A 25072-nucleotide genomic window follows, 5' to 3' on the forward strand; every position below is an offset into this window, starting at 1 on the left:
GACCGTCGACGTAGACCCATCCCCCGGTCTCCACCCGGCCCTGGTCGCCGGTGCGCAGCTGGGTGGTGAGGCCCTCCTCCACCCGGAACCGGTCGCCCATTCGAGGGAGTTGCCGAAGCCCCACGGGTCGTCCACAGTCACCATCGCCCCGTACCGCCAGGACTTCCAGGCGTTGTACATGAAGAAGAGGGTGGAGAGGCCGAGGATGAACGCGAAGATGCTGGAGATCGTGTTCAGCGTGGTGAAGCCGTCGGTGGGCAGGTAGTCGGCGTACCGGCGCGGCATGCCCTCGTTACCCAGCCAGTGGTGCACCAGGAAGGTGCCGTGGAAGCCGATGAACATGGTCCAGAAGTGCGCCTTGCCGAGCCGTTCGTCGAGCAGCCGCCCGGTCATCTTCGGCCACCAGAAGTAGTAGCCGCCGAAGAGGGCGAAGACCACGGTGCCGAACACCACGTAGTGGAAGTGCGCCACCACGAAGTAGCTGTCGTGGGTGTGCCAGTCGACCGGCGGGCTGGCCAGCAGTACGCCGGTGAGGCCGCCGAGCAGGAAGGTGACCAGGAAGCCGATGGCGAAGAGCATCGGCGTCTCGAAGGTGAGCTGGCCCTTCCACATGGTGCCGATCCAGTTGAAGAACTTCACGCCGGTGGGCACCGCGATCAGGTAACTCAGGATGCTGAAGAACGGCAGCAGCACCTGGCCGGTGGCGAACATGTGGTGCGCCCAGACTGTCATCGACAGCACGGTGATGGCGGCGGTGGCCAGCACGATCCCGGTGTAGCCGAAGAGCGGCTTGCGGGAGAAGACCGGAATGATCTCGGTGATGATGCCGAAGAACGGCAACGCGATGATGTAGACCTCGGGGTGGCCGAAGAACCAGAACAGATGCTGCCAGAGCATCGGGCCGCCGGTGGCCGCGTCGTAGACGTGCGCGTTGAGCAACCGGTCGGCGGAGAGCGCCAGCAGCGCGGCGGCCAGCAGTGGGAAGACGAGGATCACCAGCAAGCTGGTGAACAGCATGTTCCAGGTGAAGACCGGCATCCGGAACATGGTCATGCCCGGCGCGCGCAGGGTGAGGATCGTGGTGATCAGGTTGACCGCGCCGAGGATGGTGCCGAGCCCGGAGACGACCAGGCCGAGCACCCACATGTTCGCGCCCACGCCGGGGCTGTTGTCCACGTCGCTGAGTGGGCTGTACGCGGTCCAGCCGAAGTCCGCCGAACCCCCCGGGGTGACGAACCCGCCGACCACCATCAGCCCGCCGAACAGGTACAGCCAGTAGGCCAGCGCGTTGAGGCGGGGGAACGACACGTCCGGCGAGCCGATCTGGATCGGCACGATGTAGTTGGCGAACCCGAACGCCGCGGGCGTGGCGAACAAAAGCAGCATCACCGCGCCGTGCGAGGTGAAGAGCTGGTTGTACTGCTCGGGGGAGAGGAACTGCATCCCCGGTCGGGCCAGCTCGGCGCGCATCACCATCGCCTGCAGCCCCGCCAGCAGGAAGAACCCGAAGGAGGTCAGCAGATACAGCAGGCCGATCTGCTTGTGGTCGGTAGTGGCGAGGAACTTGATCAGGGAGTTGCCCGGGATCGGTGCCCGTACCGCTCCCGGGAACCCCCCGAAACGGGCCGGTGCCAGGATTGCCGGGCCCCGATCGCGACCGGGTTCCGTGGTTACCCGCTTGGGCATGGCTGCTCACCCCGTCGTGACGGCAGAAAGGACGGGCGTGCCTACCCGACCCTCGCACCATGTAACCAGGCTAGAGCGGTAAATTCGGTCAGAACGCTGGTACCGGGTGCAAGCGCCTCGAACGCTCAGGTTGCCGGCAGCATCGCCCAGACGGCCTTGCCCGGCCCGGCCGGCACGCTGCCCCACCGCTGGGTCAGCTCCCGCACCAGCATCAACCCTCGTCCACCCTCGGCGTGCAGGTCCGTCCCGCCCGCTCGGGCCTGGGCGCTGCTGCCGTCCACCACCGCCAGGTGCAGATACGGCCGGCGCAGGGTCACCGTCACCTGCATCGGCGTGCCGGCGTGACGCACCACGTTGCCGACCAGTTCGCTGAGGACCAACGCGGCCGGGCCGGACGCGTCGGGCAAGTTCCACCGCGCGCACGCCTCGGTGACCAGCTCCCGGGCCCGCCGGCAGGCCCCGGCGACCGGCTCCAGCCGGGCCCGCATCCGCAACGGGGACGTCGTACCGGCCAACCGGGTCGCCTCAGCGCAGTCCGCGGAGACCGAGAGCACCCGGCACGTGGTCGACTCGGCCAGCCATCGTGCGGCGACCGGCGACGGCGAGCAGAGCAACACCGGCACGGCCGGCCACTCCTCGGCCCGGCGGGCCGTCGCGGCGAACACGGACAGCGCCAGTCGGTCCTCCACGTTCACCCCGGCCATGTCGACCACCAGCGCCTCCGGCTGGTCGACCAGCGCGTCGCTGAGCGCCCGGTGCACCGAGCGCATCGTGCCCAGGTGCAGCGGACCGGTGAGCCGGACGACCGCCACCGGTGCCGTGGTACGCACCTCGCAGGTGATCCCGCTCGACATCGGCGCCTCAATTCGCTGCTGGGTCGGGATCTGCCAACTACCCGAGGCCGTTCCCGATCAAACCGGACCGACGTCGGGGCGAGGCAGGTCACGTCCCGCAACCCCAGGTCAGGGACGGGCGCGACAGTTCGAGCCGGGGTCGACGGTCAACGACGGGGCCGACCGGCCAGGACGCCCAGCGCGATCATGCCGACGCCGAGCCCCAGGTGCAGCCAGTCGTCGGCGTCGTTGACCGGCAGCACGTTCGCCCCGGTGTCGTGGTCCACCGCCAGCCCGTACAACCAGAGCACCAGGTAGATCGCCCCGCCGCCGATCAGGAACGCCCGAGCGCCGGTGACCGTCCGGGCCAGCAGCAGGCCCGCCACCCCGTACGCCAGGTGCACCAGGTTGTGCAGCACCGACACCTGGAAGACGCCGAACAGGAACGCGCCCGAGTCGTGGCCGGCGAAGCGCAGCGCGTCCATGCCGGTGGTGATCCCCGGCACGAAGCCGAGCGCGCCGACCAGCAGGAACAGCACCCCCACCGTCGCCGCCGCGCGACGGACCGGCGGTTTGCCGTCGGCCGGGTTGGGTCGGGCCCGGGAGTGCGCCATCGGTCCGACCATTCCCGGCTCCTCGTCGCGCGGCGGGCATGAGCGCTGCCGGCTACCCGCTGACGCGACAGGCAAACCGTCCCGCCCCGCCGTCGGTCAGGCCGGCAGCAACCTCGGCGCGCTCGCCGACTGCCGGACCCGCTCGTACAGCTCGACGTAACGCTGCGCCATAACCGCGGGCGTGAAGCGCTGCGCTGCCACCCGCCGGCACTCGTCTGGGTCGAGCAACTCGGCGGCGAGGACGAGGTCGTCCAACTCCTCCTCGTCGGTGGTGAGCAGCCCGGTCCGGCCGTGCTCGATCAGCTCCGGCAGGCAACCCCGGGCGGTGGCCACCACCGGCGTACCCAGGGCGAGCGACTCGACGACCGCCGTGCCGCCCGGCTCCTCCCAGCGCAGCGGGAACAGCGACGCACGGGCGCTGGCGAGCAGGTCGTCGCGTTCCTGGCCAGCCACGGTGCCGACCCAGCGGACCAGGTCGCCGTCGACGTGCGGCGCCACCTCGTCGAGGAAGAACCGCACGTCCGGGTTCTGCCGGGCCTCGTCGCCGGCCGCGGCCAGGTCGGCCGGCCGATGGTACGGGCCGACGGGGCCGGCCAGCACCAGCGGAACACCGACCCGGTGCGCGAGCCGGGCACCCACGTCCTGCCCCTTGCCCGGGTTGATCCGGCCCAGGATGAGCAGGTGCTCGCCCTTGTCCGGTCGGGGCCGCCGGTCGGCGTCGACGGCGAGCGGCGTGGACAGGTGCACGTGCCCCACCGAGTGCTCCCGCAGCGCCAGCGGGGCGCGGGCCAGCTGCGACGCGGAGACGCCGTTGACCCGGACCCGGTCGCCGCCGTCCAGGCTGCCGTAGAGCGCCGGGTGCTTGGCCAGGTCCCAGTGCAGGGTGTGCAGGGTCGGCGGTCCGGCCGGCCCCATCGCGGCGAGGGTGGCCAGCCCGACCGCCTCGACGTGATCGTGCACCAGGTCGATGTCGTCGCGGGAGTGCAGCTCCCGGATCACCCCGGCCAGGTGCGCCTGGGCGATCCCGCAGACCTGGTTGTATGGCCGCTGCAACGCGGCGAACTGCCCGTCGGCGAAGACCGAGATCTGCTCGTCCACCGGCAGGGTGCTGCTGCCCACCGAGGCGAGCACCACTCGTACGCCGAGTCGCCGCAGCTCCGGCACCAGCGTGGCGATGACGTTCTCGATGCCGCCGTAGCCGGGCGGTGGCACCGACAGCCACGGGCCGGCGTTCATCAGCACGGTGAGGCTCCCCGCGCTCACGCGGCGGCCACCCGTCGGCGGGGCACCCGGTGGCGCAGTTCGGCCAACGGCGGGCGTTCCTCGATGGACACGTCGCTGACCACGATCTCGCGGTCCAGGTTCGGCAGGGTGTCCGAACCGCCGCGACGGAACTGGGTCAGCAACGCCTCCGGCGCCAGCCCGGGGGTGGCCCAGCCGCGCCGTTGCAGCCGGGACCAGGCGGTCAACATGATCTGCGCGGACATCCGGCCGAGGGCGGCGGTGTCCTGGTGGCGGTGCTTGCGCTCACCGAGGTCGACCTGCGCCAGCGCGTCCAGGCCGACCAGGTCGAGCAGGTCGATCATCATGGCCGTCTCCACCCCGTACCCGGAGACGAACGGCACCTGGGCCAGCACGTCCCGGCGACCCGCGTACTCGCCGGCCAGCGGCTGCACGAAGCCCGCCAGCTCGGGCCAGAAGAGGTTGAGCAGCGGCCGGGCCATCAACTCGGTCACCCGGCCCCCACCGTCCTGCTCCACGCTGGCGGTGCCCACCAGGGGTCGGTGGTAGAAGCCCTTCACGAAGTCGACCGACGGGTCGGTCAACAGCGGGCCGAGCAGCCCACTCACGAAGTGCGGCCGGAACTCCCGCAGGTCGGCGTCGATGAACGCCACCACGTCTCCCTCGGCGGCGGCCAGCCCGGCCCAGAGCGCGTCGCCCTTGCCGGTGAGCCGCGGCAACCCCCGGGTCATCGCGTCCTGACTGACCACCTCCGCGCCGGCGGCCCGGGCCACCTGCGCGGTCCGGTCCGTCGAGCGGGAATCCACCACGATCAGCTCGTCGACCAGGGCCACCCGATCCATCAGGTGCTCCCTGATGGTCGACACGATCGCGCCGACGGTGGCCTCCTCGTTGCGCGCCGGCAGCACCACGCTGACCCGGGTATCACCCTTGGCACGCAACAGCCGACGGGCTGGCCAGTCCGCCGCGGACGTCGTCCGGTACGTAGCCCACGCCTCCACCACCGGCGACACGTTCGATGTCGTATCCCGCACGGGCACCCCTCCGTTCGTGCGTGGAAAAACCGAAATTGGTTGTTCCCATTCCTCATCACGCGCTAACCGCATTCTCGGCAACAGCTTGATCACAGAGGTGACGACAATTCGTTCCCGGGGGATGAACGTTTGATTGCGCACACCCCAGGGGACTGCTCCCATCGCACATGAAACGTCTTCGAAGGGGTGTGGGGGATGCGGAACTGTCGGGTGGGGCTGGTCGGGGCCGGCGGCGTGGCACAGCGCCACGCGCGGGTGCTGGCCGGGTTCGACGACGTCGAGCTGGTCGGCGTCACCGACGTGGCGCCGGAGGCGGCGTCCGCGCTGGCCGCACAGCACGGCGGGCGGGCCTGCGCCGACGTCGCCGAGCTGCTGGCCACCGATCTGGACGCCGTGTACGTCTGCGTGCCACCGTTCGCGCACGGCCCCGCCGAGGAAGCGGTGATCGAAGCCGGGGTGCCGATGTTCGTGGAGAAGCCCGTCGCTGTCGACCTGAGCACCGCCGAGCGGATCGCCGACCTGGTCGCGCGGCGTGGGCTGCGTACCGCCGTCGGCCACCACTGGCGTTACCTGAGCGTGCTCGACCAGGCCCGCGACCTGCTCGCCGACCGTCCGCTGCGGATGGTCAGCGGCGCCTGGCTGGACAAGGTGCCGCCGGTGGCGTGGTGGTCGCGGCGGGACCGCTCCGGCGGGCCGGTGGTCGAACAGGCCGCCCACGTGCTCGACCTGATCCGTGTGCTGGCCGGCGAGGTCACCGAGGTCACCGCGTACGGCAACGGCACCCCACCGCCGGTCGACGGCGCCGACATCGACTCGGTGACCACCGCCACGCTGCGCTTCGTCGACGGCGCGGTCGGCACGCTCAGCGCCGCCTGCGTCCTCGGCTGGAAGCACCGCGCCGGCCTGGAGATCCTCGCCGACGGGCTGGCCCTCGCGATCACCGAGGAAGGGCTGTCGGTGCGCGACGCCAACGGCGAACGACACGTCCCCGCCGACCCGGAAGCCGCCCGGGTGGCGGTGGACCGCGCCTTCGTCGACGCCGTCCGCGGCATCGGCGACGACGTGCGCGTCCCGTACGCCGAGGCCCTCGCGACCCAGCGCCTGGCGCTCGCGGTGGCCGACTCGGCCCGTACCGGCGCCACAGTGCGGCTCGGCGCAGCGACCGCGCCGGCGGCGCTCGCCAGCGGGGTGACAGTCGATGCGTGACAAGGTCGTGGTGGTCACCGGCCCCGGCCGGGTCGACCTCGTCGAGCAGGACGCCGCCCCGCTGCGCCCCGGAACGTTCCGGGTCGAGACGCTGTTCAGCGGTGTCTCCGCCGGCACCGAGCTGAGCTACGTCAAGGGCACGAACCCCTACCTGAACGTCACCTGGAACGCCGACCTGGGCCTGTTCCAGCCGGGCGCGGCCAGCACGCCCTACCCGGTGAACCGCCTCGGCTACATGCAGGTCGGCCGGGTGGTGGAGAGCGAGACCCCGGCGGTCGCGGTGGGCACTGTCGGCGCGATGACGTACGGGCACCGCACCGGCTGGCTGGCCGACCCGGTCGCCGAGCGGTTCGTGGCGCTGCCCGACGACCTGGACCCGCTGCTCGGCGTCTACGTCGCCCACATGGGCCCGATCTGCGCCAACGGTCTGCTGCACGCCGCCGCCGACCTGCACGGCACCGACGTCCGCGCGCTCGGCGACGGGGTACGCGGCCGACGGGTCGCCGTCGTCGGCGCCGGCGTCGTGGCGCTGCTGACCGCGTTGTTCGCCAGGCGCAACGGCGCAGCGTCGGTGGTGGTGCTCGACCCCACCCCGCAACGCCGCCAGGTGGCCGAGGCGCTCGGCCTGGAAACCCTCGACCCCGACGCGGACGACCCGGCGGTGGTGCTCAAGACCCGGTGGGCGCACACCGCCGGCGACCGGGGCGCCGACGTGGTGTTCCAGTGCCGGGGGCAGGCGTGGGCGCTGCACCTCGCCCTGCGTCTGCTGCGGCCCCAGGGCACCGTCATCGACCTCGCCTTCTATCAGGGCGGCGCGGACGCGGTCCGCCTCGGTGAGGAGTTCCACCACAACGGGTTGTCGCTGCGGTGTGCCCAGATCGGCCGGGTGCCGCGCGGGCTCGCGCCCACCTGGGACCGCGAGCGGCTCTCCGCCGAGACCGTCGACCTGCTCAGGACGTACGGCGACGCGATCCGCAAGCACCTCGTCTCGGCGGTGGTGCCGTTCGACGACGCGCCAGCCCTCCTCACCGACCTGGCCGACCGTCGCCGCCAGGAGCTTCAGGTGGTGCTCGCCGCCTGACCCGCCGTCGCCGCGTGCCCGGGGCGGCTACCGTTCGCGACATGAGCACCGTGCAGGACCGGCCGGTTCCCGGCGACACCTCGACCGACCGGCCGGCCGGCGGCAGCCCCACGGGCCGGTCGGTCGGCCTGGCCGCGTTGCTGCCCTACCTGCGGGAACATCGCGGCAGCCTGGTGGTGGTGGGCGCGCTGTCGCTGGTCGGCTCCGCGGCGTCGTTGGCGCAGCCGCTGCTCACCCGGTCGGTGCTCGAGCGGATCGGCGCCGAGCAGGGCGTGTCCCGGCTGGTGGCGGTGCTGGTGGCCCTCGTGGTGCTCGGCGCGGCGATCGGCGGGTTGCGTGACTACCTGCTGCAACGCACCGCCGAGGGAGTGGTGCTGGGCACCCGGCGCCGCCTGGCGGGTCACCTGCTGCGGCTGCCCATCGCCGAGTACGACAGCCGACGCACCGGTGACCTGCTCTCCCGGGTCGGCTCGGACACCACGCTGCTGCGGGCGGTCGTCACCTCCGGGCTGTTCGAGACGGTCACCGGGGCGGTGACGGTGGTCGGCGCCGGCACGGCGATGGTGCTGCTCGACCCGCTGCTGTTCGGCGTCACACTGCTCGGGGTGGCGCTGGGGCTGGCCTTCGCCGCCACCTTCGCCCGCCGGGTCCGGGCGCTGGCCCGGGTGGCCCAGGAGCGGATCGGCGAGATGACCTCGGCGGTGGAGCGGGCCATCTCGGCGGCCCGGACCATCCGGGCCAGCCGCGCCGAGACCCGGGAGACGGAGACCGTCACCGGCAGCGCGCGGGAGGCGTACGCGGCGGGGCTGCGGGTGGCCCGGGTGCAGGCGTTGGTCGGCCCGATCGGCTCGGTCACCGTGCAGGGGGCGTTCCTGCTGGTGCTCGGCATCGGTGGGGCGCGGGTCGCCGCCGGGGCGATCTCCGTCGGCGACCTGGTCGCGTTCGTCATGTACCTGTTCCTGCTGGCGCTGCCGCTGGGTCAGGTGCTGCGGGCGTACACCCAGTTGCAGTCCGGCCTCGGCGCGCTCCAGCGGATCGAGGAGATCCTCGCGGTGCCCGCCGAGGGCGCGGACGACCGGCCGACGCCCGCCGCCGCGACTCCGCGCCGTCCCACCCCGATGATCGAGTTCGACCGGGTGGGCTTCGGCTACCCGGGCGGCGAGCCGGTGCTGCACGAGGTCAGCTTCGCGGTCCCCGCCGGCACCCGGACCGCCCTCGTCGGCCCGTCCGGCGCCGGCAAGTCCACACTGCTGGCCCTGGTCGAGCGGTTCTACGAGGTGAGTGCCGGCGCGGTCCGCCTCGACGGCACCGACGTACGGGACCTGCCCCGCGACGCGCTGCGGGCCCGGCTCGGCTACGTCGAGCAGGAGGCTCCCGTGCTGGCCGGCACGCTGCGGGAGAACCTGCTGATCACCACCCCCGACGCCACCGACGACCGGTTGCGCGACGTCCTCGACGAGGTCAACCTGGGCCACCTGGCGCAGCGCACCCCGCTGGGCCTCGACGTGCAGGTGGGCGAGGGTGGCGTGCTGCTCTCCGGAGGTGAGCGGCAGCGCCTGGCCATCGCCCGCGCGCTGCTCGCCGGCCCGCCGGTGCTGCTGCTCGACGAGCCGACCAGCAACCTCGACTCCCGCAACGAGGTCGCGCTGCGCCGCGCCATCGACGCCGTGGCCGTCCGCCGGACCCTGTTGATCGTGGCGCACCGGCTCGCCACAGTTGTCGACGCCGACCAGATCGTCGTCCTCGACGGCGGCCGGGTGGTGGCCGTGGGCACCCACGCCGAACTGACCGCCACCGACCCGCTGTACCGGGAACTCGCCAGCCACCAGCTGCTGGTCGGCTGACTGCGCCCCAGGAAGGCAGACTTGCCGGGCGGCCGGGCCGCGCGCGCCGCCCGGAATCGCGTACCGTTGCCGCTCATGGGTGTGTCGCAACGGTTCAAGAGCAAGTTCCGGCGGTTCCTCCAGCGCCCCGGCTCGACCGTGGATCTTGCTCCGCTGGAGAAACTGCTCCCGGCGATCGAGGCGCGCGAGGCTGAGCTCACCGCGCTCGACGACGCCGAGCTGACCGCGGCCGCGGGTGCCGCCGCCGGTTACGAGGAGATCTGCGCCGTCGGCCGTGAGGCCGCCCGCCGCGGCCTCGACCAGCGGCCGTACGACGTGCAGCTGCTCGGCGCGATGTCGCTGCTCTCCGGCAAGGTCGCCGAGATGGCCACCGGTGAGGGCAAGACACTGACCGCCACTGTCGCCGCGTACGGGCACGTCCGGCTCGGCAACGGCCCGGTGCACGTGCTCACCATCAACGACTATCTGGCCCGGCGCGACGCCCAGTGGATGGAGCCGGTCTACACCCTGCTCGGCCTCACCGTCGGCTGGGTCAACGAGGCCTCCACCCCGCAGGAGCGGCGCGACGCGTACGCCTGCGACGTCACCTACGTCTCGGTCAGCGAGGCGGGCTTCGACTACCTGCGCGACCAACTCGTCACCGACGTGGAAGACCGCGTTCAGCCCGCGCTGACCACCGCCATCGTCGACGAGGCCGACTCGATCATGATCGACGAGGCCCGGGTGCCGATGGTCCTGGCCGGCGCGGTGCCGGGCGAGCAGGACCCGGTGCACGCCGCCGCCGCGCTGGTGCGTGGCCTGCGCAAGGGCAAGCACTACACGGTCGCCGAGGACGGGCGCAGCGTGGCGTTCACCTCCGCCGGCCTGGCCGCCATCGAGGCCAAGCTCGGCATCGACCTGTACGACGAGGAACACGTCACGCAGCTCTCCGCTGTCAACGTGGCGCTGCACGCGCACGCCCTGCTGCACCGTGACGTGGATTACATCGTCCGGGACGGCTCCGTCGAGCTGGTCGACGAGATGCGCGGCCGGGTGGCCCAGCGCCGCCGCTGGCCGGACGGTCTCCAGGCCGCGGTCGAGGCCAAGGAGGGGCTGGACGCCACCGCCGAGGGTGAGGTGCTCGGCACCATCGCCATGCAGGCGTACATCGCCCTCTACCCCAAGGTCTGCGGGATGACCGCCACCGCCGTGCACGTCGGCGACCAGCTGCGGGAGTTCTTCAACCTCGAGGTCGCGGTGATCCCGCCGAACACCCCGTGCATCCGCGAGGACGAGCCGGACCGCATCTACGCCACCCGGGCGGAGAAGGACGAGGCGCTGATCGACGAGATCCAGCGCGCGCACGCCAAGGGGCGGCCGGTGCTGGTCGGCACCCTGGACGTCAAGGAGTCCGAGGGGTTGGCCGCCGGGCTGAACGCCGCCGGGGTGCCCTGCGTCGTGCTGAACGCCAAGAACGACGACGAGGAAGCGGCGATCATCGCCGAGGCCGGCGCGTACGGCGCGGTGACCGTCTCCACCCAGATGGCCGGTCGAGGTGTCGACATCCGCCTCGGCGGCAGCGACCAGAGCGACCAGGAGCGGGTAGCCGAGCTGGGCGGGCTCTACGTGATCGGCAGCGGGCGGCACGACAGCCGCCGGGTGGACGACCAGCTGCGCGGTCGGGCCGGCCGGCAGGGCGACCCGGGTGGCTCGGTCTTCTTCGTCAGCCTGGAGGACGACCTCGTCGTCCGGCACGCCGCCGACTCGGTGCCGGCCTCGCCGCGGATGAACGCCGACGGCCTGGTGACCGACGAGCAGGTCGACTACGCGGTGGAGCACGCCCAGCGGGTCGCCGAGGGCGTCAACCACGAGATCCACCGCAACACCTGGCGCTACAGCGTGGTGATCGAGCAGCAGCGCAAGGCCCTGGCCGCGCGCCGGGAGCGGCTGCTGACCAGTGACGTGGCCGCGGTCATGCTGCTGGAGAAGGAGCCCGAGAAGGCCGGCGAGATGGACGAGGACCTCCTCGCCCGTGCCGCCCGGTCGATCGCGCTCTACCACCTGGACCGGCTCTGGGCCGAGCACCTTGCCGAGCTGTCGGAGGTCCGCGAGGGCGTGCACCTGCGCGCGCTGGGCCGGCTCGACCCGCTCGACGAGTTCCACCGGGCCGCGGTGCCGGCGTTCAACGACCTGATCCCCGAGATCGAGGCCCGCACCATCGCCACCTTCACCGAGACCGAATTCGATGAGGACTGGCAGCCCGACGACGGCACCCTGGTCCGGCCCACCGCCACCTGGACGTACCTGGTGCACGACAACCCGTTCGGGTCCGAGCTCGACCGCCTGATCGCGTCGATCGGCCGGCGACTCAGCGGCGCCTCGCGCTGACGTACCGACAGTCGGGGCCCCGATCGCGCCCCCGCGCGCGACCGGGGCCCCGATTTACGCCGTTTCGACCCAGGTTTCCCAGGGTAGTAGGGCTGGTCGGTCGAGTCGGGAGAGAGCAGACGATGACACAGGTGACGATGCTCGCCGGGCAGGCGCGAGACGGCACGGAGGCTGCGGACCGGTGAACCTCGACACGCGGGAACCGGTGACGCACACCCTCGGCGTCCTGGAAGCAGCCGCACTCTTACGGGAGCTGACCGCCGGGCTGATCGCCCTGACCGACTTTGATGAGGCGCTGCTGGCCCTGGTCCGGGTCACCCGGGACGCCGTCGCCGGGGTGCGCTGGTGCGGGTTCACCGCCCTACGGGCCGGCGAGCCGGCCGGAGTGGCCGCCTCCGACGAGGGGCTGGCCGGGCTGGACGACCTGCGACACGGGCCGGACACACCGGCGATGAGCGCGATCCACCGCCGCGAGATGATCCTCGCCGCCGACCTGACCGGTGAGCCCCGCTGGCCGGCCTGGACGGCGCACGCCCGCGACCTCGGCGTACGCGGGGTGATCTCCGCACCGGTCGACATCGACGACCACGTCATCGGGGCGATCAACCTGTACGCCGCCGCGCCGGACCTCTTGACCCCGCAACACCAGTTGACCGCCATGCTGCTCGCCGAACACTCAGGTCTGCTGCTCGCCGCCGTCCGCGACCGCAACCGACAACTCACCCTCGCCGGTGAACGGGACACCTCACTCCTGAACGACGGGGTGGTCGGCCAGGCCGTCGGCGTGATCATGACGCAGCGTGGGTGCCCGCCGGCCGAGGCCCTCGACGTGCTGCGCACCGCCGCCGCGTCACTGGACATCCCGCTGCGCGAGGTGGCCGAGCGCCTGGTCCGGACGGTCTCCCGCCAACGCGACAACTGACCCGGGCCGCTGGGCCGCGCGGGTCGCTGGGCCGCGTGGGCGGCGCGTGGGCCGCGTCGGCGCTGTGATCCACTCGGGTTTCTGGAAATCGGGGTGTCATGGGCCGACGGATGCCTCGACTTCCTGAAACCCGAGTCGATCACCGCCGGTCTGGCCGTCCGGCCTCGGCGAGCGCGGCCACGGTGCCCGTTCTCCCTGCCGGCGGCGAGTCGGGCGGCACCGTTTCGCTTCGACCGACCTCGGGTAGCACTCTGGTCAGGTGAGCTGCGCCGACCTGGGGGAGGACCGATGCAGAGCCGGCTGCGGGTGCAGGGGCACCCGATCCAACCGATGCTGGTGACGTTCCCGCTCGGGCTGTTCGTCAGCGCCACCGTCTTCGACCTCACCGACGTGATCGGGGGGCCCGCGTTCCTCGGCGAGGTCGGCTACTGGACCGGCGTCGCCGCCCTCGTCGCCGCCGCGCTGACCGCCGTGGCCGGCATGGTCGACCTGTGGGACGTGCCGGGCGACCGTACCCGCCGCACCGCCGTCGCCTTCAACCTGGTGAACGCGGTGATGGCCGCCATGTTCCTGCTCACCTGCCTGGTCCGGTCACACTCCCCGCAGCGCGGCGCGTCGGTGGCGATCCTGGTCACCGAACTGGTCGCGCTGGCCGTCGGCGGGGTCGGCGTGCACCTGGGCGCCCGGCTGATGCGTCAGTTCGACAGCGGCCGCGCCGAGGCCGGCGGCCTGGACGCGCTCGCCGGCTCCACCGGCGAGATCGCCCGCCCCTGACCCGACCTGCCGGCGGTCTCGTCGCTGACCCCACCCACCGAGCGGGCCCGCTCACCGGACCCGCTGGACTCGCCATTGACGCCACCCGTGAGACCGTCCGCCATGCGCCGACCCGCCGGGCGCGCCGGACCCGCTGGACCTGCTGGGCGCGCTGGACCCGCTGGATCCGCCGGGTGCCCCGACCCGCCGGGCGCGCCGGACGAGCCTGATCCGCCGGGCGCGGCGTCTGGCCGGTAAGTGGGCCCGGTGCGCGGGGCCGGCATCCGTGCGACTGGTCGGTCTACCATCCCCGGATGACCTCCTCTCCGGACACGCTTCCGAAGATCGGCGCGCCCGCCACCCGGGCCTTGCATGATGCCGGCTACACCGCGCTGCGCCAGCTCGCGGGCGTTCCCCGGGCGGACCTGGCCAAGCTGCACGGCCTGGGTCCCAAGGCGCTCGGGATCCTCCAGGCCGCCCTTGAGGAGCACGGGCTCAGCCTCGGGTGAGTTCCACCGCGGGCACCCCCACCGGGCGGCCGCAAATGGGTTGCCGGCCGGGTGATCGGCCGCGAGGCTGACCGCCATGACCGCTGAGCGTGACGCCGAAGACTTGATCGCTGAGGCCGCCGCTGCGCCTGTCGATGGTTGGGGCTTCGGTTGGCTGGCCGGGCGGGCCACTGAGGAGCGTCCACCCTGGGGGTACGCCAGGCTGGTCGCCGAGCGGATGGCGCGGGCCGATGCGGCGCTGGACGTGGACACCGGCGGCGGGGAGGTGCTCGCCGAGGTGCCGTGTCCACCGAAGCTGCTGGCGGCGACCGAGGCGTGGCCGCCGAACGTGGAGGTCGCCCGCCGGACCCTGCGTCGGGTCGGCGCGTCGGTGGTCGCGGTCGCGTCGGACGGGCCGCTCCCGTTTCGCGACGCCTCGTTCGACCTGGTGGTCAGTCGGCATCCGGTGCGTACAGACTGGGTTCAGACGGCGCGGGTGCTGCGGCCGGGTGGGACGTTCCTGTCGCAGCAGATCGGGGCCGGCACGATGCGGGAGCTGAGTGAGGCGATCCTCGGGCCGTTGCCGTCGCCGACCCAGCGGCACCCCGAGCACGCGGTCGCCGCCGCCGAGGCAGCTGGCCTGCGGGTGGTCGACCTGCGTCGGGCCACGCTGCGGGCGACCTTCGCCGACATCGGCGCGGTGGTCTGGTTCCTTCGGAAGGTGATCTGGACGGTGCCCGGGTTCACGGTCGACCGCTACCGCGCGCAACTGCGCGCCCTGCACCACCGCATCGCCACCGAAGGCCCTTTCGTCGCCCACGCCCAACGCTTCCTCGTCGAGGCCACCCGCCCCTGACCAAGCCCCAAGCCGGCCGCCCCTGACGAACACCCCACCCCGCCGATCTTGCACTTTCGGTGCCCGCGAAAGCCGCCTACCCGGGCAATTCGACCACCGAAACTGCAAGATCGGCGGGGGCGGGGGCGGGGGCGGGGGCGGGGCGCGGGGCGCGGGGCGGGTTAGTGGGGGTGGGTTTGGTGGTGGGTTGCCAGGACGTCGGCACCGAAGTCGCTGGCGGGGCGGCGTAGGACGGTGTGCGCGTGGTTGCCGTCCGCTGTGGTGTTGTCGTACTCGATCAGCAGGTCGTCGCCCTGCACCCGGTAGTAGTGTCGCCGAGCGGGATGGGTCGGGCCGGCCCAGGCGAAGTGCAGCGGGCCGGCGTCCAGGCGGGTCGCCTCCCGGATGGCCAGCTCGGGCGGCAGCCGGTCGAGGTAGAGGGCGACCACCTGGTCGAGTAGCGCGCGGCCGGTCGGTCCGAGTCGCTGCGCCGGTACGCCGAGGGGCTCCAGTGGCGCGTCGACCCGCCCACGGGTGGCGCTGATGATGTCCGCCGGCGCCTCGTCGGCGATGATCGCGGCGGCCCGCTCGGCCGGGCCCAGCGCGTCGAGCAGGGCGCGGGCCAGGTCCTCCTCCACGCCGAGTGGGCGGGAGACGGGCCGGCCGGCGTAGCGGACCGCGGCAGGGTTGGCGCCGAAGAAGATCGGCGCGGGGGAGACCTGACCGTCCACCACTGTCATGTTCACCGACAGGTGGTGCCCTTCGAGTCGCCACGCCCAACGGTCGTCGCGCGCCGGGTCGCCGAACACGGCCACCCAGTAGTCGGCGCTGTGCCGCCCGCGCTGCCAGCCCTCGGCCCGGTCCAGCACCTCCTCCAGCGAAATGATCGCCATCGCCTGTGCGTACGCCGAGGGGCTGAGCGCGGTGGCCAGCAACCGGTGCGCGGCCTTGCGGGCGGTGACGTCGAGTTCGGCGAGGCAGACGCCCGGTCGGGGTCGGGGCCGGTACTCCAGCCAGCGTCGGGCCGCCTCGTCGTCGAACGAGTACATGGCGCTCTCGCGGGCGGCGGGGTCGAGCGCGGTCAGCAGCGCGGTGCCGGCGGACCGCATCTGCTCCGGTAGAGGATCTTCCACCGACCCTGTATACCGGCCGGCCGTGCCGGTGTCAGCCGACGCGCAGCAGCTCGGTCATCTCCGGTAGGTCGAAGAAGCGCGCGGTCTCGACGGCCGACGGGTTGCCGTGTGCCGGATCCGCGCCGGCGGCGAGGAGCGCGCGGACCGCCTCGGTGCTGCTGCGGAAGACCGCCGCGGCCAACGCGGTCTGACCTCGGTCGTTGGCCCGGGTGTGGTCGGCGCCGCGGCTGAGCAGGGCGGCCACCGTGTCCGGGTGGGCGTGATACGCGGCCAGGATGAGCAGCGTGTCGCCCTTGTCGTTGGTGAGGTTGACCGGCAGTCCGGCGTCGATCTGCGCCGCCAGTTCGTCGGTGGCGCCGGCTCGGGCCAGGTCGAACATCCGGTGCGCGAACGCCAGCGTCTCGGCGTCGAGGTTCTCGGTCACCGGTCCAGGTTAGCCACACCTGTCCTGATAGGTTGCTCGGCCGGCGCGCTGGGGGAGGGGTCCGATGGGTGAGACGGTGTACGTGGGCAACGCGGGAGTTGACGGCGCCACCAACGCTGGTTGGCTGCTCGGGCACTTCGCGCCGCCGGGGGAGATCCGGCACAGCACCGACGTCGAGGTGAAGTGGGGCGTGCATCCGCCTGGGCAGGCCCGGTCGCGGTGGGCGACCGGCGAGGTGCGCACCACTCTGCTCGTACTCGTCGAGGGGTGTTTCCGGGTGGAGTTGCCGGACCGGACGGTTCGGCTGGCCGCGCCGGGCGACTACGTGGTGTGGGCCCGTGGGGTGGACCACTCCTGGTTCGCCGAGCGCGCGTCGGTGGTGTTGACGGTGCGCTGGCCCTCGTTGCCGGGCTATCGCGCGGACCCGCCCGTGCTGCGTTGATTCACCCGGGCGGCTGACCTGCGTCCCATCAGACGGAATTACCTACTAAACCTATAGGCTTTATCGCCTAGAGTACGAGGGCACCCCGCCGAACGACCCGCGAGGAACCGCCATGACGCAGCACCGTCCGGAGCCCGACCTGCTCACCGTCGCCCGCGGCTGGGCCGACCCGGCCGGCTGGCCGGTCGCGCTGCGTTTCGACAGCGCCGAGCGCTGGTACGCCCGTCTCGCCGTCAGCGACGAGCACGAGGTGTGGGCGCTGAGCTGGCTACCCGGGCAGGGCACCGACCTGCACGACCACGGCGGCTCCTCCGGGGCGTTCCGGGTGGTCAGCGGCGTGCTCACCGAGGAGACGGTCAGCGCCGGCCGACTACGCCCCCGACTGCTGCCGGCCGGCGCGGGCCGCCGCTTCGGCGCCCGGCACGTGCACCAGGTGACAAACCGAGGCGTCGACCCGGCGGTCAGCGTGCACGTCTACCGGCCGGCGCTGCTGCGGATGACCCGCTACCACCTCCTCGACGGGCGGCTGCGGGTCGCCGAGGTCGCCGAGGCCGGCCGGTCCTGGTAGCCGCGCGAACCGAGAAACCCTGTCACCGGAAGGAACCGAGAATGCAGACAACCGCCGAGCACTGTCCCGCCCCCGTGCCGCCACCGGGCTCCCGGGGCGTCGACGAGATCCTGGCCGCCGCGCGGGCCCGGCTGCGCCGGCTGGACCCGGAGCGGGCGCACCTGGCGTACCGGAGCGGAGCACTGCTCGTCGACATCCGCCCGGCCGCGCAGCGGGCCGCGCACGGCGTGGTGCCGGGCTCGCTCATCGTCGAACGCAACGTGCTGGAGTGGCGCTTCGACCCACGCTGCGCGGCCCGGCTGCCGCAGGCCGTCGACTACGACGTGCCGGTGGTGATCCTCTGTCAGGAGGGCTACACCTCGTCGCTGGCCGCCGCCGCGTTGCAAGACGTCGGCCTGCGCCGGGCCACCGATGTGGTCGGTGGGTTCGCCGCCTGGCGGATCGCCGGCCTGCCGGCCCTCGGCCCGACCCCGCTGCACCACCCCTCTCCCCTCGCGTCCCCGGTCAACGCCGGCTGGGCGCGCCGCTGACCGTCACGCCACACCCGGCGTGGCGCGCGTACCGCCACTCAGGAGGCACCATGTCCGTCGTCGCCATCCCCACGCGCCGCCACCCCGGCGTGCGCCCGCCGGCCCGTCCGCGCACCAGCCCGACCCTGACCATCACCCTCGACCTCGTCCCCGGGCCGCTGAGCCCCCGGTTGGCCCGGCTGGTGCAGCTGCTCGGCGAACTGGCCGAGTCGGGGGAGGGGCGACTGCGGGCCGTGGAGGACCCCGCGTCGGTGCCGCCACCGGCCCCGCGCCCCGCCGCGCCGGACCACGTCCGCATCCTGGCCGGCTCACGGATGGTCCGCCAGGGCGACCGGGTCATAGCGCTGACCCGCATCGAGTACGAGCTGCTGCTGTTCCTGGCCGAGCGGCCGCGCCGGGTCTTCACCCGCCTGCAACTGCTCTCCAGCGTCTGGGGCTACGAGCACGCGGTGGCCCGGACGGTGGACGTGCACGTCCGGCGGCTGCGCGCCAAGCTGGCCGGCTCGGAGGTGGTCACCACCGTCTACGGCGTCGGCTACCGGCTGGCCGACGAGGCCCCGATCAGCGTGGATCACAGCAGCTGAGCCCTGGTCCGGCGGCGATGTGACCGCCTGGTGAACCGGTCGGGGACCCCCGTAACGGGGCATCTCGACGACTCTGCTGTAATCATCAGGCCTCGTACGCAGAGCGAGCATTTGGCTCCGATGTGTTCGTCAATTGTCACATTCATGCAACGCAGCCGCCTCTTGACCCTCGCCCAGGCGCCGGGAAGCATCGATGAAGCGGCGTCCCGGGCCGTGGGGAGATACCCGGACCAGCCCAAGGAGGACCATGTCGGTCAGCCCCGCCTCGTCGCGCGCCGGATGGCATACGTCCCAGCCCGCGGTGCCCGGTCGACCCCCCGGCGGCCAGCGTCGCCCGGCGAACACCGCCGCGCCCGTGCTCACCGTGACGCTGTCCATCCCGCTGGCCTGTGAGGAGTCGCTGACCCCGGCGGCGCGTCGGCTGTTGGAGGCCGCTCGCGAGATGCTGGAACGGGGCGAAGGGGTGATCATCGGCTCGGTTCCGGCCGAACGCCGCCCCGACCAGGCACCCGCCAGCCGGTCGCCGGCCCGCCCGATCAGCTCGACCATTCCGGCCCTGCACATCCTCGCCTCGTCGCGCTCGGTGCTGCGCGACGAGGAGCCGCTGCCGCTGACCCGGCTGGAGTTCGACCTGCTGCTGCACCTGGTCGCCCACCCACGCCGGGTGTTCACCAGGCTGCAACTGCTCAACGCCGTGTGGGGCTACGAGCACGCTGGCGTGCGCACCGTCGACGTGCACGTGCGTCGGCTGCGCGGCAAGGTCGGCGTGGACGTCCCGCTGGTCACCACCGTCTACGGCGTGGGCTACCGGCTGGCCGACGACGCCCGGGTCACCATCGACCGCAGCGGCTGACCGGCGGCACCGACGTACCCGGCGCGGGGCAGGATGGTCCGGTGCGCATCCGCCCCATCTCGCCCGACCTGCTCGTCACCGAGCTGACCGGCCGGCTGGCCGACGCGGCTGCCCGCGCCGCGAACGCCGCCGCCGGACCCGCGCGGCTGCGGGTGGCGGTGGACGGCGCACCAGCCGCCCGCGTCGACGAACTGGCCGCGGCGCTGGTCGACCCGCTGCGCGCCCAGGGTCATCCGGTGCTGCACGTCCGCGCCACCGACTTCCTGCGCCCCGCGTCGCTGCGCTTCGAGTTGGGGCGCACCAACCCGGACTCCTTCTACGAGGCATGGGTCGACGAGGCCGGGCTGCGCCGGGAGGTGCTCGACCCGGCCGGTCCGGGTGGCAGCGGCCGGCTGCTTCCGTCGCTCTGGGACGCCGACGCCGACCGGGCCAGTCGCGCCCCCTACGTCGACCTGGCACCCGGCGGCGTCGTCCTGGTCAGCGGCTCGCTGCTGCTCGGCGGCGGCCTGCCCTTCGACGTGACAGTCCACCTGGAGCTGTCCCCGGCGGCGCTGCGTCGGCGTACCGAACCGGCCCAGCAGTGGGCGCTGCCGGCCTTCGACCGGTACGCCGAGGAGGTCGTGCCGGCGAGCTTCGCCGACGTCGTGGTACGCGCCGACGACCCCCGCCGACCGGCGCTCGTGCAGCCCGGGGCGAACGACTGACAACAACCGAGAATTTGTCGGTTTGTACGGCTGGTCCGGCGGGTACTCGCCCGGCTCACAGAGCGCGGGTGATCGCCCGCGCACCGAACGCGACCGTGACCGGGGCCCCGCGCCGCCGGCACCCGGTTCACCTTGAGCCACAGGCCCAGGAAAGGCAGGCAGCGATGCTCGTCCACGACACGGTCGGTACGACCCGGTCCCAGACGGAGATCGACCAGATCCGACAGTCGCTCCAGGCGCGCTACGACGAGCTGACCGCGGAGTACGACCAGGCGGTGCTCCAGAGCCAGGTGCTGCGGCTGGTGGAGGTCGGCGACACCGCCGGCGACGACCAGGCCGACAGCGGCACCAAGACGGCCGAGCGGGACACCGCCCAGTCCCTGTTGCGTACCATCCTCGACCGCCGCGCCCAGTACGAGCACGCCCTCGGCCGGCTCGAGGAGGGCACCTACGGCTGGTGCGAGGGCTGCTCGGCGGCGATCCCGGTGGAGCGGCTGGAGATCTTCCCGTCCGCCACCACCTGTGTGACGTGCAAGCAGACTCGCGAGCGGCGGGCGGCCTGAGCCACCCCAGCGGTTGCCGGTCGGTCCGCGACGCGATGGACTTCCACTATGGGTGACATCCTCGTGGGCACCGCGTCCTGGACCGACCGCACACTGCTGGACTCGGGGTGGTATCCGCAGACCGCCGACACCCCGGAGAAGCGGCTGGCCTACTACGCCCGGCAGTTCCCGCTGGTCGAAGTGGACGCCACCTACTACTCGCCGCCCGCCGAGGCGACAGCGCGGCTGTGGGCCGAGCGCACCCCGGCCGGCTTCACCTTCAACATCAAGGCGTTCAGCCTGCTGACCGGGCACCCCACCCGGGTCAGCGCGCTCTACAAGGACCTGCGCCCGGAGACCGACAAGAAGAACGTCTACCCCGACGACCTGCCCGCGCAGTCGTACGAGGAGGTGTGGACGCGCTTCCTGTCCGCGCTGGACCCGTTGGTCGAGGCCGGCAAGCTTGGCGCGCTGCTGTTCCAGTTCCCACCCTGGTTCACCATCAAGCGGGCCAACAAGCAGTACCTGCTGGAGGTGGCGAAGCGCTGCGCGCCACTGCGCCCGGTGTACGAGTTCCGGCACGCCTCCTGGTTCGACGGCGACAACGCCGACGAGACCCTGGCCTTCCTGCGCGAGCACAAACTGCCGTACGTCTGCGTGGACATGCCGCAGGGCCACCGCTCGTCGCTGCCTCCGGTGCTGGCCGCCACCGCTGACCTCGCGGTCATGCGCTTCCACGGGCACAGCGACAAGTGGACAAGTAAGGACATTCACGAGAAGTTCGGCTACCACTACTCCAAGCGGGAGTTGGCGGACTGGGCGCCGAAGCTGCGCGAACTGGCCGACGAGGCCGGGCAGACCCACGTGCTCATGAACAACTGTTATCGCGACTACGCGCAGACCAACGCGACGACCCTCGCGGGTCTCCTCGACGCCGGGTGACCTCACCCGATCCGGGTGGGGACGACTCACCCCACCCACAGGGAGGGTGGACGCGGTGGGTACGGCCGCCCCGTGGACGGCCGACGCCGGAGACGACACGGAGGTGACGGGGATGACGGTTCGAGTGGTGACGGATCGACGGCGTGGTGCCGTCCTGCACGTGGTCGGCACGGCCGACAGTGCCCGGCGCGCCCCGCAGGGCAGCCCGGTGCGGGCCCGCCGCGGCCCGGTGGGGCCGCCGCGTCGCGCCGACGACCGACGGTGGGACAGCACGGAACGGGGGTCGACCGATGGCTGACGCGATGATCTCGGCGTTCGAGTCCTCGCTGGACAAGACGAACCTCATTCTCAAGGACATCGAGAACGCCTACGGCTGGCCGAAGGACCGGCGCAACCAGTCGTACGCGGCCCTGCGCACTGTGCTGCACCTGCTGCGAGACCGGCTGCCGGTGAACGAGAGCGTGGAGTTCGCCCAGCAGTTGCCGGTGCTGGTGCGGGGGATCTACTTCGACGGCTGGGTGCCGTCCGACGTGCCGATCAAACTCAACCGCGACGACTTCCTCTACGAGGTCCGGCAGGGCTTCCCGTACGACGCGGAGGGCGGCGCGGAGCGGGTGACGCAGGTGGTGCTGGACACGCTGCGCCGTCATGTCACCCAGGGTGAGTGGCAGGACGTGAAGGACACCATGCCCAAGGACCTTGCCACGATGATGCCGTGACGGCCTGACAGCGCGAGCCCGCCCGACCGTTGTCGGGCGGGCTCAGTCGTCGGCAGCGGCCGTCTCGGCGGCGGTCGGTACCCGGGACACCGGGTGCCCGGCCCTCCGGGCCAGCGCGGCGAACGCGACGGCGTCCACGATCGCGGCCCCGCCCGGATCGTTGTTGAAGTACACGTACGCAGGCTCGTCCGGCCCGAAGGCGTCGGCCAGCCGACCCACCCAGGATCGCAGCGCGGCCCGACCGTAGCGTGGCCACGGCCGTGCCCGCCCCTCGTGCAGCCGCAGGTAGCCGAAGTCGGTGGTGCGCCAGCGGGGGGCGACCGGGCGTCCCAGTCGGTCCGCCCAGACCAGCGCGGCCCGACGCCGTTCCAGCACCGCCCGGGTGGCGTCGGTCCACCAGGAGGGGTGCCGGGGTTCGACAGCGACCCGCACCTCCGCCGGAAACAGTCGCAGCGTCGCGTCCAGCGCCTCGACGTCCGCCCGCAGGTTCGGTGGGAGTTGCAGCAGCACCGGGCCGAGCCGGTCACCGAGCGCGGTGGCGCGGCCGAGGAACCGGGCCACCGGCTCCGCCGGGTCGCGCAGCCGCTTGATGTGGGTGAGGTAGCGGCTCATCTTCACCGCCACGCAGAAGTCCGCCGGGGTCCGTGCCCGCCAGGCGGCGAAGGTGTCCCGTTCGGGCAGCCGGTAGAAGGCGTTGTTGACCTCGACAGTGGCGAACCCGGCAGCGAAGTGCTCCAGCCAGAGTCGCTGCGGCAGCCGCTGCGGGTAGAAGCGGCCGCGCCAGTCCCGGTACTGCCAACCGGACGTGCCCACCAGGATCACCACCCCATCCTGGCACTCTGCGCCGCCGCTCGTGAACTGCCCGTGTCGCAGTGGTTCGGCGTCTACGGTGAGGGTTAGAGAAGATCGCGCGTGGGGTACCACCCGCAGCACGACGGACCCCGGCGTACGGCGGGGCGGCACACCCGAGGGAGTACCGATGGCACTCAACGATGACGACATGCAGACCACCGGCGGCGGCGGCGGCGCGGAGGGTCCCGCTGACGGCGGTGCGACCCCGGGTCAGCACGACGGTGGCGCCGATGGCGGCGCGGAGGGTCCCGCCGACGGTGGTGCCACCCCGGGCCAGCAGGACGGTGGCGCCGATGGCAGCGCGGAGGGTCCCGCCGACGGTGGTGCCACCCCGGGTCAGCACGACGGTGGCGCCGATGGCGGCGCGGAGGGTCCCGCCGACGGTGGTGCCACCCCGGGCCAGCAGGACGGTGGCGCTGACGGCAGCGCCCGATAGCGGCTCGCCATGACCTACCTCGACCCGCCGGGCGGCCACCACGGCCGCCCGGCGGTTCCGTCCGCTGAGGCCACCGCCGCGCTGGCCCGCTGCGTCTCGGTCGAACCGGCCAAGTTCGCCGCCGCGCACTGGGGGCGCACCCCGCTGCTGTCCCGAGCCGCCGAACTGCCCGACCCGGCCGGCTTCACCGATCTTCTCAGCCCCGCCGACGCCGACGAGTTGCTGAGCCGGCGTGGTCTGCGTACCCCGTTCCTGCGCGTCGCCAAGGATGGCCAGTTGGTCGCGGCGTCACGCTGGACCGGCGGCGGCGGCGCGGGCGCCGAGATCGGCGACCAGGTGCTCGACGAGCGGGTCCTGGAGCAGTACGCGTCCGGGGCCACACTGGTGCTGCAGGGGCTGCACCGGATCTGGCCGCCACTCGTCGACTTCGCCCGCGACCTGGGCCTCGCGCTCAACCAGCCGTTGCAGATCAACGCCTACCTGACCCCGGCCGGCAGCCAGGGCTTCGCCACTCACTACGACACCCACGACGTGTTCGTGCTTCAGGTCGACGGCCGCAAGCACTGGCGGATCCACCCGCCGGTGCTACCGGACCCGCTGGAGAAGCAGCAGTGGGGTGGGCGCGCCGACGAGGTCGGTGCGACCGCGCAGGGCCCGGCCGCGCTGGACGTGGTGCTCGCCCCCGGTGACGCCCTCTACCTGCCCCGGGGGTGGCTGCACAGCGCGCAGGCGCAGGACACCAGCTCGCTGCACCTGACAGTGGGCATCCGCGCGCTCACCCGTTACGCCCTGGTCGAGGAATTGTTGACGCTGGCCGCCGAGGACCAGCGGCTGCGGGCCAGCCTGCCGTTCGGCACCGACGTCGCCGACCCGGACGCCATCGAGCCGGAGCTGACCGAGACCGTGGAGGCGTTGCGGGACTGGCTGCTGCGCGCCGACCCGGTCGCTGTCGCCGCGCAACTGCGGCAGCGGGCCTGGCCGGCCGCCCGCCCGGCCCCGATCCGACCGCTCGCCCAGGCCGACGCACTGGCCACCCTGGACGCCGACTCCCGGGTGACCCTGCGGTCCGGCTTGCGCTGGCAGTTGGTGCCGCACGACTCGGACACTGTGGCGCTGCGGCTCTTCGACCGCATCATCACCCTTCCGGCGACCTGCGAGCCGGCCGCCCGTGCCCTGCTCACCGGCACTGTCACCCGGGTCGGTGACCTGCCCGGCCTGCCCGACGACGCCGACCGGGTCACACTGGCCCGTCGGCTGCTCCGCGAGGCCGTGCTGGTCCCGGCCTGAGGCCGGCGGTTGATCGACCGTCCCGGCCGGACGGCTCGTCGGCCGTGATCGACTCGGTTTTCGGGAAGTCGCGGTGTCCGTGAGGCAGGGACAGCACGGTTTTCGGGAAGCCGAGTCGATCAGGGCTCGCCGCGCGGAGAGGCCGCGCCCC

The 25072-nt window shown here is 72.7% G+C and carries 28 protein-coding genes; 20 read left to right on the forward strand and 8 right to left on the reverse strand.

Going from position 1 to position 25072, the window contains the following annotated elements:
* The 5 genes from ctaD to AB0B98_RS18225 all read right to left on the reverse strand — a co-directional run.
* Positions 1-1686: cytochrome c oxidase subunit I (gene ctaD / locus AB0B98_RS18205; protein WP_357363938.1), on the reverse strand; the 1686-nt coding region annotated here is incomplete at its 3' end.
* Between the two features lie 125 nt (positions 1687-1811).
* Entirely contained in the window at positions 1812-2540 is a 729-nt protein-coding gene (locus tag AB0B98_RS18210; protein ID WP_357271593.1) for an ATP-binding protein, read from the reverse strand.
* A 146-nt stretch (positions 2541-2686) separates the two neighbouring features.
* On the reverse strand, positions 2687-3133 hold the full coding sequence (locus tag AB0B98_RS18215) for a DUF4383 domain-containing protein (RefSeq protein WP_357364208.1): 447 nt from the start codon (positions 3131-3133) through the stop codon (positions 2687-2689).
* A 96-nt stretch (positions 3134-3229) separates the two neighbouring features.
* Positions 3230-4369, reverse strand: a complete 1140-nt coding sequence (locus tag AB0B98_RS18220; RefSeq protein WP_357364210.1) for a glycosyltransferase — start codon at positions 4367-4369, stop codon at positions 3230-3232.
* Positions 4370-4392: 23 nt separating this feature from the next.
* Positions 4393-5376 carry a glucosyl-3-phosphoglycerate synthase gene (locus tag AB0B98_RS18225; RefSeq protein WP_357364212.1) on the reverse strand — a complete coding sequence of 328 codons (984 nt, stop codon included), beginning with the start codon at positions 5374-5376 and terminating at the stop codon, positions 4393-4395.
* 228 nt (positions 5377-5604) lie between these two features.
* On the opposite strand from AB0B98_RS18225, the gene AB0B98_RS18230 reads away from it, so the two are divergent.
* The 8 genes from AB0B98_RS18230 to AB0B98_RS18265 all read left to right on the forward strand — a co-directional run bounded on the left by AB0B98_RS18230 (position 5605) and on the right by AB0B98_RS18265 (position 14926).
* Positions 5605-6615 (forward strand): Gfo/Idh/MocA family oxidoreductase, encoded by a 1011-nt coding sequence (locus AB0B98_RS18230; RefSeq protein WP_357363940.1) that lies wholly within the window; start codon positions 5605-5607, stop codon positions 6613-6615.
* Positions 6608-7696 (forward strand): zinc-binding alcohol dehydrogenase, encoded by a 1089-nt coding sequence (locus AB0B98_RS18235; RefSeq protein WP_357363942.1) that lies wholly within the window; start codon positions 6608-6610, stop codon positions 7694-7696. The genes AB0B98_RS18230 and AB0B98_RS18235 overlap by 8 nt, the downstream gene beginning before the upstream one ends.
* A 41-nt stretch (positions 7697-7737) precedes the next feature.
* Entirely contained in the window at positions 7738-9540 is a 1803-nt protein-coding gene (locus AB0B98_RS18240) for an ABC transporter ATP-binding protein (protein WP_357363944.1), read from the forward strand.
* Positions 9541-9615: 75 nt separating this feature from the next.
* Positions 9616-11907 carry an accessory Sec system translocase SecA2 gene (secA2, locus tag AB0B98_RS18245; RefSeq protein WP_357363946.1) on the forward strand — a complete coding sequence of 764 codons (2292 nt, stop codon included), beginning with the start codon at positions 9616-9618 and terminating at the stop codon, positions 11905-11907.
* Between the two features lie 181 nt (positions 11908-12088).
* Positions 12089-12829, forward strand: coding sequence for a GAF and ANTAR domain-containing protein (locus AB0B98_RS18250; protein ID WP_357363947.1), 741 nt, complete (start codon positions 12089-12091; stop codon positions 12827-12829).
* A gap of 288 nt (positions 12830-13117) precedes the next feature.
* Positions 13118-13603, forward strand: a complete 486-nt coding sequence (locus tag AB0B98_RS18255; RefSeq protein ID WP_238672139.1) for a DUF2231 domain-containing protein — start codon at positions 13118-13120, stop codon at positions 13601-13603.
* 293 nt (positions 13604-13896) lie between these two features.
* Complete coding sequence (locus AB0B98_RS18260; RefSeq protein ID WP_238672140.1) at positions 13897-14091, forward strand: DNA-binding protein; 195 nt, start codon at positions 13897-13899, stop codon at positions 14089-14091.
* Between the two features lie 76 nt (positions 14092-14167).
* Positions 14168-14926, forward strand: a complete 759-nt coding sequence (locus AB0B98_RS18265; RefSeq protein WP_357363949.1) for a methyltransferase domain-containing protein — start codon at positions 14168-14170, stop codon at positions 14924-14926.
* Positions 14927-15087: 161 nt separating this feature from the next.
* On the opposite strand, the gene AB0B98_RS18270 is transcribed toward AB0B98_RS18265, so the two are convergent.
* Positions 15088-16038 (reverse strand): DUF3500 domain-containing protein, encoded by a 951-nt coding sequence (locus AB0B98_RS18270; RefSeq protein WP_357363951.1) that lies wholly within the window; start codon positions 16036-16038, stop codon positions 15088-15090.
* 31 nt (positions 16039-16069) lie between these two features.
* Positions 16070-16462, reverse strand: coding sequence for an ankyrin repeat domain-containing protein (locus tag AB0B98_RS18275; RefSeq protein ID WP_091408367.1), 393 nt, complete (start codon positions 16460-16462; stop codon positions 16070-16072).
* A 64-nt stretch (positions 16463-16526) separates the two neighbouring features.
* Between AB0B98_RS18275 and AB0B98_RS18280 the strand changes: the two genes are divergently transcribed.
* The 10 genes from AB0B98_RS18280 (at position 16527) to AB0B98_RS18325 (ending at position 22346) form a co-directional block, all read left to right on the forward strand.
* A complete protein-coding gene (locus AB0B98_RS18280) occupies positions 16527-16904 on the forward strand; it encodes a signal peptidase I (RefSeq protein WP_030490949.1) in 378 nt (125 codons plus the stop codon).
* A 112-nt stretch (positions 16905-17016) separates the two neighbouring features.
* Positions 17017-17472 carry a cysteine dioxygenase family protein gene (locus AB0B98_RS18285; RefSeq protein WP_357363954.1) on the forward strand — a complete coding sequence of 152 codons (456 nt, stop codon included), beginning with the start codon at positions 17017-17019 and terminating at the stop codon, positions 17470-17472.
* A 41-nt stretch (positions 17473-17513) separates the two neighbouring features.
* The gene (locus tag AB0B98_RS18290) at positions 17514-18002 is read left to right on the forward strand and encodes a rhodanese-like domain-containing protein (RefSeq protein ID WP_357363956.1); all 489 of its coding nucleotides are present in this window, start codon (positions 17514-17516) and stop codon (positions 18000-18002) included.
* Between the two features lie 50 nt (positions 18003-18052).
* A complete protein-coding gene (locus tag AB0B98_RS18295) occupies positions 18053-18586 on the forward strand; it encodes a winged helix-turn-helix domain-containing protein (protein ID WP_357271630.1) in 534 nt (177 codons plus the stop codon).
* 247 nt (positions 18587-18833) lie between these two features.
* Positions 18834-19439, forward strand: a complete 606-nt coding sequence (locus tag AB0B98_RS18300; protein WP_238672145.1) for a winged helix-turn-helix domain-containing protein — start codon at positions 18834-18836, stop codon at positions 19437-19439.
* Between the two features lie 41 nt (positions 19440-19480).
* Positions 19481-20143, forward strand: coding sequence for a uridine kinase (locus AB0B98_RS18305; RefSeq protein ID WP_357363958.1), 663 nt, complete (start codon positions 19481-19483; stop codon positions 20141-20143).
* 164 nt (positions 20144-20307) lie between these two features.
* Positions 20308-20706, forward strand: a complete 399-nt coding sequence (locus AB0B98_RS18310) for a TraR/DksA C4-type zinc finger protein (protein WP_091408390.1) — start codon at positions 20308-20310, stop codon at positions 20704-20706.
* 48 nt (positions 20707-20754) lie between these two features.
* Positions 20755-21627, forward strand: a complete 873-nt coding sequence (locus AB0B98_RS18315; RefSeq protein WP_357271638.1) for a DUF72 domain-containing protein — start codon at positions 20755-20757, stop codon at positions 21625-21627.
* A 112-nt stretch (positions 21628-21739) separates the two neighbouring features.
* Positions 21740-21925, forward strand: coding sequence for a hypothetical protein (locus AB0B98_RS18320; protein ID WP_357363960.1), 186 nt, complete (start codon positions 21740-21742; stop codon positions 21923-21925).
* Complete coding sequence (locus AB0B98_RS18325; protein ID WP_238672150.1) at positions 21918-22346, forward strand: DUF2267 domain-containing protein; 429 nt, start codon at positions 21918-21920, stop codon at positions 22344-22346. The genes AB0B98_RS18320 and AB0B98_RS18325 overlap by 8 nt, the downstream gene beginning before the upstream one ends.
* 42 nt (positions 22347-22388) lie before the next feature.
* Here AB0B98_RS18325 and AB0B98_RS18330 read toward each other — a convergent pair whose 3' ends face one another.
* Positions 22389-23168, reverse strand: coding sequence for a DUF72 domain-containing protein (locus AB0B98_RS18330; protein WP_357363962.1), 780 nt, complete (start codon positions 23166-23168; stop codon positions 22389-22391).
* Positions 23169-23325: 157 nt separating this feature from the next.
* Here AB0B98_RS18330 and AB0B98_RS18335 point away from each other — a divergent pair, with 157 nt between their 5' ends.
* Together AB0B98_RS18335 and AB0B98_RS18340 are read left to right on the forward strand one after the other, a co-directional pair.
* Complete coding sequence (locus AB0B98_RS18335; protein WP_357363964.1) at positions 23326-23634, forward strand: hypothetical protein; 309 nt, start codon at positions 23326-23328, stop codon at positions 23632-23634.
* A 9-nt stretch (positions 23635-23643) separates the two neighbouring features.
* Complete coding sequence (locus AB0B98_RS18340) at positions 23644-24921, forward strand: cupin domain-containing protein (RefSeq protein ID WP_357363966.1); 1278 nt, start codon at positions 23644-23646, stop codon at positions 24919-24921.
* Positions 24922-25072: the final 151 nt, after the last annotated feature.

It is taken from the genome of Micromonospora sp. NPDC048947 (assembly GCF_040649495.1).
GTDB classification, from domain to species: Bacteria; Actinomycetota; Actinomycetes; order Mycobacteriales; family Micromonosporaceae; genus Micromonospora; species Micromonospora alfalfae.